The organism is uncultured Amnibacterium sp. (assembly GCF_964245895.1).
In the GTDB taxonomy this organism is placed as follows: domain Bacteria; phylum Actinomycetota; class Actinomycetes; order Actinomycetales; family Microbacteriaceae; genus Amnibacterium.
Map to the genome: position 1 here is coordinate 1 of NZ_CAXTOQ010000138.1, position 8,967 is coordinate 8,967.

The 8,967-nt window shown below is 74.5% G+C and carries 8 protein-coding genes; 7 read left to right on the plus strand and 1 reads right to left on the minus strand.

Translation table 11 applies throughout. The annotated features are described in order from the left end of the window. Positions 1–1,042 (minus strand): alpha-amylase family glycosyl hydrolase (locus ACFE60_RS15145; protein WP_375389697.1); only part of this gene is annotated, 1,042 nt, incomplete at its 3' end. Between the two features lie 187 nt (positions 1,043–1,229). On the opposite strand from ACFE60_RS15145, the gene ACFE60_RS15150 reads away from it, so the two are divergent. From ACFE60_RS15150 to ACFE60_RS15180, 7 genes are all read left to right on the plus strand, one after another. Further along, a complete protein-coding gene (locus ACFE60_RS15150; RefSeq protein ID WP_375389698.1) occupies positions 1,230–2,726 on the plus strand; it encodes a hypothetical protein in 1,497 nt (498 codons plus the stop codon). Between the two features lie 46 nt (positions 2,727–2,772). Beyond that, positions 2,773–3,273, plus strand: a complete 501-nt coding sequence (locus ACFE60_RS15155) for a tetratricopeptide repeat protein (protein WP_375389699.1) — start codon at positions 2,773–2,775, stop codon at positions 3,271–3,273. Between the two features lie 147 nt (positions 3,274–3,420). Next, positions 3,421–4,890 (plus strand): DUF222 domain-containing protein, encoded by a 1,470-nt coding sequence (locus ACFE60_RS15160; protein ID WP_375389700.1) that lies wholly within the window; start codon positions 3,421–3,423, stop codon positions 4,888–4,890. Then, positions 4,872–5,930, plus strand: a complete 1,059-nt coding sequence (locus ACFE60_RS15165; RefSeq protein ID WP_375389701.1) for a hypothetical protein — start codon at positions 4,872–4,874, stop codon at positions 5,928–5,930. The genes ACFE60_RS15160 and ACFE60_RS15165 overlap by 19 nt, the downstream gene beginning before the upstream one ends. Positions 5,931–6,131: 201 nt before the next feature. Beyond that, entirely contained in the window at positions 6,132–6,794 is a 663-nt protein-coding gene (locus tag ACFE60_RS15170) for a response regulator transcription factor (RefSeq protein ID WP_375389702.1), read from the plus strand. Then, a complete protein-coding gene (locus tag ACFE60_RS15175; RefSeq protein WP_375389703.1) occupies positions 6,791–8,104 on the plus strand; it encodes an ATP-binding protein in 1,314 nt (437 codons plus the stop codon). The genes ACFE60_RS15170 and ACFE60_RS15175 overlap by 4 nt, the downstream gene beginning before the upstream one ends. Beyond that, positions 8,101–8,967, plus strand: an 867-nt coding sequence (locus tag ACFE60_RS15180) for a glycosyltransferase 87 family protein (protein ID WP_375389704.1), incomplete at its 3' end; no start/stop codon positions are given. The genes ACFE60_RS15175 and ACFE60_RS15180, both read left to right, overlap by 4 nt.

Consider the following 8,967-nt stretch of genomic DNA (forward strand, 5'->3'; position numbering starts at 1 on the left):
TGGTCGCGAGGTCGAAGCGGAAGCCGTCGACGTGCATCTCCTGCACCCAGTACCGGAGGGAGTCCATGATCAGCCCGAGGGCCGCGGGGTGCAGCGTGTTCAGGCTGTTGCCCGTACCGGTCGTGTCGTAGTACGCATCCTGCTGGCCGTCGACGAGCCGGTAGTAGGCGCCGTTGTCGATGCCCTTGAACGAGAGCGTCGGTCCCAGGTGGTTGCCCTCGGCGGTGTGGTTGTAGACGACGTCGAGGATCACCTCCAGGCCGGCGGCGTGCAGCGCCTTCACCATCGACTTGAACTCCGCGACCTGGTCGCCGCCCTGCTTCGAGCTGTACTGCTCGTGCGGCGCGAAGAAACCGATCGAGTTGTAGCCCCAGTAGTTGCGCAGCCCCTTCTCGAGCAGGTGCGAGTCCTGCACGAACTGGTGCACGGGCATCAGCTCGACGGAGGTCACACCGAGCTCCACCAGGTGCTCGATCGCCTTCGGGTGGGCGAGGCCCGCGTAGGTGCCCTGCAGCTCCTCCGGGATCCCGGGCATCCGCTTCGTGAAGCCCTTGACATGCGTCTCGTAGACGATCGTCTCCTCCATGCGCACCCGCGGCACCAGCGGCACCGCGTCGTCGCCCCAGTCGAAGGACCGGTCCACGACGACGCAGCGGGGCATGGCGTCGGCGGAGTCGACGCCGTCCTGTCGCGTCGGCTCGTTCATGTCGTGGCCGAAGAGCCGCTGGTCCCAGGTGTAGTCACCCGTGATGGCGAGCGCGCGCGGGTCGAGCAGCAGCTTCTGCACGTTGTGCCGCAGCCCCCGCTCCGGATCCCACGGCCCGTCGACCCGCAGGCCGTACTCCGCACCCGCCTCGATGCCGGGCACGAAGCCGTGCCAGACGAAGCCCGTGCGGTCCAGCAGCTCGCTGCGCTGCTCCTCCCCGCCGTCGAACGAGCAGAAGTAGACGTGCGACGCCGTCTCGGTGTAGACGGCGACGTTCGCGCCGCCATCCACCAGGGTGACGCCGAGGGGATGGGGGATGGATCGGGGATTCGTCACGCAGCGCGCCTTTCGTCGGACCGCCGCACACGGTAGCCACGCGACCGCGCTCCTCGCTGAGCCCCTCCAGGGGCACCACGCCTCGCGGATCCGCAGGGATCGGCCGACACGCGGGCGCGATGGGTCGGGCGGCGGCGTGTCGCCCGGGAACTGCGGAACGGCGAGCGCGCGATGCAGGATGGAGCGGGTGCGCCGCCTGCTGCTGACCGTCCTGGTCCTCGCCGCGCTGCTGCTCGCGGGCTGCACGGCCGACCCGGCACCGCCCCGCCCGACGGAGGATGCGGCGCGCTTCGCGACCTCCCGCGCGACCGCGGTCGTCGACGCCCCCGGCGCGCCGGACCGGGCGGTCGCCGCGAGCCGGGCGCTGTTCGCCTCCTCCCCGGGCGTGGTGCTCGCGCCGGCGACCGACGGCGCCGCCCAGCGTCGCGCGGCCGCGGAGGCGGAGCGGCTGCACGTGCCGATGCTGCTCGTCCCGGGCGGTGCGGGGACCGGCTCGAGTGCCGCGCCGAGGCCGTCCGCGTCGTCCTCGGATCCCGCGGCGGCGGTGCTGCGGGAGGTGCGCCGGCTCGGCGCGACCTGGGCGGCGGGGTTCGGCGCTCGACTGCCGGGGATCGCGGCGAGGAGGGCCGGCGCCGTGCCGCCGCTGCCGGCTTCCACGGGCTCGATGCTCGCGATCGCGACGCGCGCCTCCGCCGACACGGCCGCGCTCGCCTCCGCCCGAGCGGCCGGCGCGAGGGTCGTCCCGGCGTCGAGCAGCGACCTCAACGCCGACGCGAAGGTCGTCGCGGCGCTCGCGGACGCGGAGGACGCGCGCGCGGTGCTGGTGGGCAGCGCCTTCGGCGCCCGCGACGACCTCGCCTGGTCGGTGACCGCGGCCCGCAGCGGCTGGACCTACGCAGACGGCACGCAGCGCGCGTGGGGCGGGTCGAGTCTGCACATCGCGCTGTACGGGACGCCGGGCGACCCGGTGCTCGGCGCGCTGGGCCAGCAGGGCGGCCCCGCGACGATCTCCCGGGTCCGGGCGCTCGCCGCGCAGTACGCGCCGCTCACCCGCCGGACGGTGTCGCCGATGCTCGAGGTGATCGCCACCGTCGCGTCCGGCGGGCCGACGGGGAACGGCGACTACTCGGGCGAGATCGACCCGGAGCGACTCGAGCCCTTCGTCGACGCCTCGCTCGCCGCCCACGTGCCGGTGATCCTCGACCTGCAGCCCGGCCGCAGCGACTTCCTCACGCAGGCGAAGGAGTACGCCTCCCTGCTCGAGAAGCCCGGCGTGGGCCTCGCGCTCGACCCGGAGTGGCGGCTCGGCCCGAAGCAGAAGCCGCTCGTGCAGATCGGCCGGGTGTCCGCGGCGGAGGTGAACCGCACCTCCGCCTGGCTCGCCGACCTCGTGGAGGCGAAGGGGCTGCCGCCGAAGCCGTTCGTGCTGCACGAGTTCCGGCTGACGATGCTGCAGGACCGGCAGCGGATCGTGGTGGACCGTCCGCAGCTGGACACCCTGATCCACGTCGACGGGCAGGGCTCGCAGCCGGACAAGCAGGCGACCTGGCGCGCCGTGCGGGCTGGCGCGCCGAAGGTCGGCTGGGGCTGGAAGAACTTCCTGAGGACCGACCACCCGGTCCTGACCCCGGCGCAGACGATCCAGCAGGTGCACCCGACGCCGGACCTGATCACGTACCAGTAGGGCCGGTCGGCTTGCGATCGGTCGGCGGACGCGCGAGCGTCGAGCCGTGACCCCAGACCTGGAAGCGGCCGTCGCGGCCGTCTACGCCGCCCGCGACCGCGACGACATGGCGCCGACGATCGCGGCCTTCGCCGCGCTGTCCGCCGCGCACCCCGACGAGGCCGTGCTCGTCCACGAGCACGCCGGCGCCTACGACACGGCCGGGGAGGAGGCGCTGGCCGCTCCGCTGTACGAGCAGGCCCTGGAGATGGGGCTGGAGGGGGAGGCGCGGCGCCGATGCCTGGTCCAGTACGGCAGCACCTTGCGCAACCTCGAGCGGTTCGACGACTCGCTCGCGGTGCTCGACGGCGCCGCGGCGGAGTTCCCTGACTCGGTGTCGGTCGCGGTGTTCCGCGCGCTCACACTGCAGAAGGCGGGCAGGTCGGACGCCGCGGTGGGCGCGCTGGTCGGCGTGCTGGCCGACGCCCTGCCCGGCGACCTGAGCGAGTACCCGGCCGCGGTCCGTGGGAACGGGGAGTTCCTGGTCGAGCGTGATCGTCGTTCGTGAATTCGGAATGCCTTTCCCGGACGTCGTGATGCTCGCTCGAGACGCTTCTCGAATTCTTTCCGACGCGCTTCCGGTGGTCGGAATGACGGGCGCGTTCCGACATCCATTCCGGCTTCGAGTGTCGGAGGGGCGTGCGAATGTACGCCTATGGCCGACCCGGGCGAGATCCTCCAGCAACGCGTCGTCGCGCTGCTCGATATCGTCGCCGGCATTCCGGGCGGCATCGCCGGAGCGACGGCTGCAGGGGATGACGACGTCGTCGATCTGATCGAATCCGCGCAGCTCGTGCTGCAGTCCGCGCAGGGCATTCTCGCCGCCGCGGCGGGCGAGTTGGCGCGTCGATCGAGCGGGTCGGGGCAGCAGTCGCTCGCCCGCAGGCTCGGCTGGAAGACGGCCCGCGGCGTGATCGCGGCGAAGGCGGGGATCTCGTTCGGGGAGGCCGCCCGCGCGGTGTCGGTCGGGGAGGCGATCCGCCCGCGGGTGGCTTCCTCGGGTGAGAACCTGCCGGCGGACCGGCCGCATCTGGCGGCCGCGGTGCTCGCCGGCGACCTCCCCCTCCAGGTCGCGCAGCTGATCGACCGGACCGTCGAGCAGCTCGCCACCCGCCTGGATCCCGACCTGCTCGCGGTCGTGGAGCGGGACCTGGTCGCGAAGTGCTGCTCCGGCCGGTACTCGGTGGCGGCCTTCACCGCGCACTGCCACCGGGTCGTCGAGCACTTCGACCCGGCCGGATCGAAGGGCCGCGACGACGCCCTGCGGCGGAAGGCGTCGGTGCACGAGACCTGGCTGCCGAACGGGATGCTCCGCATCGTCGCCGAGCTCGATCCCGAGGCCGCCGCGTTCTACCGGACCGCGGTGCGAGCCCGCACGAACCCGAAGCGGGCCGCGGGCTCCACGGGCGGTGCGGTGGTGACGGATCTCGGTGCCCGCCGTGCGTCGAAGCAGCCGACCGCGATGGAGGCGCGGGTCGCCGCCTTCATCGGGATCATGCGCGACGCGGTCAGGATCGACGACGGGAAGCAGGCGGGTGTCGACACGACGATCCTCGTCCCGGATCGATCTGCAGTCCCTGCTCTCCGGAATCGGATCCGCGACGATCGACGGAATCGCGAAACCGATATCCGCATCCGCGGCTCGGCGATTGGCGGTCGAAGCCGACATCATCCCGCAGGTGATGGACGGCAGATCGCAGCTGCTCGATCAGGGCGAATCGAAACGCGTGTTCACGAAAGCGCAGCGATACGCGATCCTCGCCGCATTCACCGGGTGCGCGTTCCCGGGCTGCGACATCCCGTCCTCGATGCTCGAGTTCCACCACGTCGGACGATGGGCCTCGCGGCACGACCACGCGCACGGCACGGACCTCGAGAACGGGCTCCCGCTCTGCGGGTTCCACAACCGTCTCATGGAGGAGGGGTGGGACATCCGGTTCGACGACGACCGGGTGCCGTGGTTCCTCCCGCCCGCGACCCTCGACCCGGCTCGCCGACCTCTCCGCGCAGGGAACCTCACCCGGCGCGAGGCCGCGTGAGCGGATCGGTCGGGCTGCCGCGCGGCTCGGGTTGCGGGTGCGGCGCCGGGTGCAGCACGGTGGACCCATGTCCTCCGCGACCGTGACCGGCGCCCACCTCGTGGGCAGCGTCAACCTGCCGACCGCCGAGGAGGTGTTCGGTGCCGTGGCTGAGCACCTCGGCGAGCACATCACGCACATCCCCGACGGCGAGGTCGGCGAGCGCTACTACTGGCTGCAGTTCCAGACCCGGCGGTTCGACCGCACGCCCGGGCTCATGCGGCTGGGCGACACCCCCTACCTGATCCGCGGCGAGTTCGACCAGCGGCCGTTTGCGCTCGACGGCTCCGTCGCGGCGGCCGACCTCGAGCTCCCGGACCTCGGCTACGCCGAGGCGGCCATCGGGTCCTACGCGGCCTTCGCCCGACTGCAGGAGGCGGGGAGGGTCGCCGCGGGCACCCGCTTCCAGGTCTCCCTGCCCACCCCGGCCGCGGTGGTCGGCGTGTTCTTCGCGCCCGACGTGCGCGAAGAGATCGAGCCCGTCTACACGAAGGCGCTCTACGCCGAGCTCGCCCGCATCGCGGACGCGATCCCGCACGACGCGCTCGAGATCCAGTGGGACACCGCGGTCGAGTTCGCCTGGCTCGAGCAGGCCGTGCTCGGCGGCGCCGTGCTGGTGCCGTGGTGGGACGACGTGCTGGAGGGGGTGCTGACGCGCCTCGCCGATGCGGCCGCCCACGTGCCGGCCGACGTGCCGGTCGGCTTCCACCTCTGCTACGGCGACGTCGAGGAGGCGCACTTCGTGCAGCCGAAGGACGCCGGCGTGCTCGCCCAGGTGGTGACCGGCCTGCTCGGCCGCGCGCCGCGGCCGCTCGCCTACATCCACCTCCCCGTGCCGATCGAGCGGACCGACGCCGCGTTCTTCGCGCCGCTCGCGGACGTCGCCCTGCCCGAGGGCACCGACCTGTACCTCGGGCTCATCCACCACGAGGACGGCGTGGAGGGGGCGCTCGCCCGCATCGACGCCGCGGCGACCGCGGTGCCGCGGTTCGGCGTCGCGACCGAGTGCGGTCTCGGCCGGGGACCGGCCGAACGGACCGCGCCCCTGCTCGACCTGCACCGTCAGGTGCTGGAGGCCGCACGCTGACCTGCACCGGACCTGCACGCGGTCCGCTGCGGCGGGAGGGCGGCGCTCGCCGCAGGGGTACGGTCGCACCGTGCGCCGCCGGAACCTGCTGGTCGGCGGCCTCGCGGCCCGGCAAGCCTCCGTCGACGCGCTGGTGGCGGCCCACGGCGGCCACGGCACGATCCACTACTGGCACCTGCCGGCCTGAGACGAGGAGGAAGCATGGTCGCGGTCGGTCTGTGCGAGGACGACCCCCAGGTCCGTCGCGTGGTCGAGGAGGCGCTGTCCGCCGTCGACCTCGACGTGGTCGTCGCGCACCGCGCCTCGGAGGCGATCCGGCTGTTCACGCCCGACTCCGGGCTGCGGGCCGTGGTGCTGGACATCGGCCTGCCCGACGGCGACGGCCGCGACCTGTGCCAGGCGCTGCGGGCCGCCGGGATGACGGCGCCCGTGCTGTTCCTCACCGCGCGCGGCGGCGTGCACGAGGTGGTCGCCGGCTTCGGCGCGGGCGGCGACGACTACCTGGTCAAGCCCTTCGCGGTGGCCGAGCTGCAGGCGCGGGTCAGCGCCCTGGTCCGCCGCGCGCCCACCGTCGCCGCGGAGCCGAGGTCGCTGCACCTCGATCCGAAGCGCTACTCCGTGCGCCGCGGCGAGCAGGAGGAGCGCCTCACCCCGACGGAGTTCCGGCTGCTCGCCACCCTGCTCGCGCGCCCGGGCGAGGTCGTCCGCCGTCGCGAGCTGATCGCCGCCGCCTGGCCGGTCGGCGCGGTCGTGCAGGCCAACACCCTCGACTCCTACATGCGCCGGCTGCGGCGGCTGCTCGAGCAGGTGCACGCGGAGGAGCGTCTCAGCACCGCGCGCGGCGTCGGCTTCCGGCTCGGATGACGGACGGGTCGCCGCGCTCCAGCGCCTCCGTCCGCCGGCGCATCACCGCGACCACCGCGGCGATCAGCGCCCTCGGGATGCTCGCGCTGATCGTGGTGGTGCTGCTGGTCGCCTGGCGCACCACCGATCACGAGATGGACCAGGTGCTGTCCACCCGCGTCGCCGCGGTACGGGACGCGACCGACGTCGCCGGCGGGCTGCCCGCGGCGGCGGACGCCGACGACCCCACGTTCGACACCTCCAGCTGGGTCGCCGACGTGGACGGCCGGCTCGTCGCGGGACCGTCCGTACCCGCCTCCCTGGGGCCGGCGATCCACCGGCTGGCCCGCGGCGGGAGCCGCACCGTGGAGGTCGGGGCGTGGCGCATCCGCGCGGCCCCGCTCGAGCGCGGGCACGACTCGGGCACCGCCGTCGTGGCGATCGACACCGGCCCGTACCGGTCCGGCCTCGGCCGTCTGATCGGCGCCGCGGTGATCATCGGCGTGTTCGTCGTCGCCGGCGTCACGCTGCTCGCCGGCCTGATCGTGCGGCGGGCGCTGGCGCCCGTCGCGACGATGACCGCGACCGCGGTGGCCTGGTCGCACGAGCGCCCGACCCGGCGCTTCGGCCTCGGCCCCGGGCGGGACGAGATCTCCGGCCTCGCATCCGTGCTCGACGGCCTGCTCGACCGCGTCGACCGGGCGATCCGCGCGGAGCAGCGGCTCACCGCGGAGGTGGCGCACGAGCTGCGCACCCCGCTGACGGTCATGCGGGGGGAGGCGGAGCTGGGCGCCGCGACGCCCCGCCTCCGCAAGGCGGACCGCGAGCGGTTCGAGCGCATCGTCGCCGCGGCCGACGACATGGGCGCCGCGATGACGACGCTGCTCGACGCCGCGCGGGGATCCGGCTCCACCGCGACCGCCGACGTCGGCGCCGTGCTGCGGGCGCAGACGACCCGCAGCGGCCTCGCGCTGCCCGTGGAGGTGGTCGACGCGCCGGCCGGGCTGACGGCCGCCGTGCCGGCCGAGCTGCTGGCGCGCTCGCTCGCCCCGCTGATCGACAACGCCGCCCGGCACGGGCGGACCGTGGTGCGCCTGTCCGCCGAGCGGCGCGGGGAGCGCATCCTGGTCGCCGTGCAGGACGACGGCGACGGGGTGCCCGTGGAGGTGGGCGACGTGTTCGAGCCGGGGGTGCGCGACGCGGGCAGCCAGGGTGCCGGGCTCGGCCTCGCGCTCGCCCGGCGGCTCGCGCGGTCGGTCGGCGGCGACGCGGTCGTGGTGTCCCGGGTCCCCGCCGTGTTCGGCGTGGACGTGCCGGCGGCGGGCGAGTGAGGGCTGTCGACCCGCGTCGCGCCGCCCTGGTCGTCGTGGTGGTCGCCGTCGCGCTGCTCGCCTACGGCGTGCGGCTGTCGGTGCTGCTCGCGCAGGACGGCCTGCTCGGCTCCTCCGCCTACGACGACGGCGTCTACTATGCCGCCGGCGCCTCCCTCGCGCACGGCCGCTGGCCCTACGCCGACTTCCTGTTCCTCCACCCGCCGGGGGTGCTGGTCGCGCTCGCGCCGTTCGGCGCGCTCGGCGCCGTCGCCGGCGACCCGGCCGGGGTCATCGCCGCGCGACTCGTGTGGATCGGCATCGGTGCGGCGAGCTGCGCGCTGATCGCGGTGCTCGCCGGCCGGCGGTCGCTGCCCGCCGGACTGGTCGCGGGCGCGGCCGCGGCGTGCTTCCACCCGCTCGCGTTCGGGGAGCGGAGCACGCTGCTCGAGCCGCTCGGCACCCTGCTGCTGCTGGTCTCCCTGGTCGTGGCGGATCGCGGCGGCCCGCGCGCCGCCGTGGTCGCGGGCGCCGCGGCGGGACTGAGCCTCGACGTGAAGATCTGGTACGTCGTGCCGGTGCTCCTGCTCGTGGTGCTGGCCCGGCACCGCCTGCGCTTCGCTCTCGGCGCCGCCGGGGCCGCCGCCGTGGTCGCGGCGCCCTTCCTCCTCCGGGCGCCGGGCCCGATGGTCCGGCAGATCGTGCTCGACCAGCTGGGGCGCCCGCAGGAGGAGGACACGGTGCTCGACCGCGTGACCGCGATCACGGGCGCGAACTGGTTGGGCCCGGACGGCCTGAGCGGGCAGCACGCGGTCGTCGCGGCGGCGATCGTCGTCGCCATCACCCTGGTCGCGGCCGCGCTGGCGTGGCGGGCGCCCGTCGGG

Coding starts and splice junctions, on each gene's coding strand:
- ACFE60_RS15160 (WP_375389700.1), top strand. CDS start 3,421: ATGGCCGACCCGGGCGAGATCCTCCAGCAACGCGTCGTCGCGCTGCTC.
- ACFE60_RS15165 (WP_375389701.1), top strand. CDS start 4,872: ATGTCCTCCGCGACCGTGACCGGCGCCCACCTCGTGGGCAGCGTCAAC.
- ACFE60_RS15170 (WP_375389702.1), top strand. CDS start 6,132: ATGGTCGCGGTCGGTCTGTGCGAGGACGACCCCCAGGTCCGTCGCGTG.
- ACFE60_RS15175 (WP_375389703.1), top strand. CDS start 6,791: ATGACGGACGGGTCGCCGCGCTCCAGCGCCTCCGTCCGCCGGCGCATC.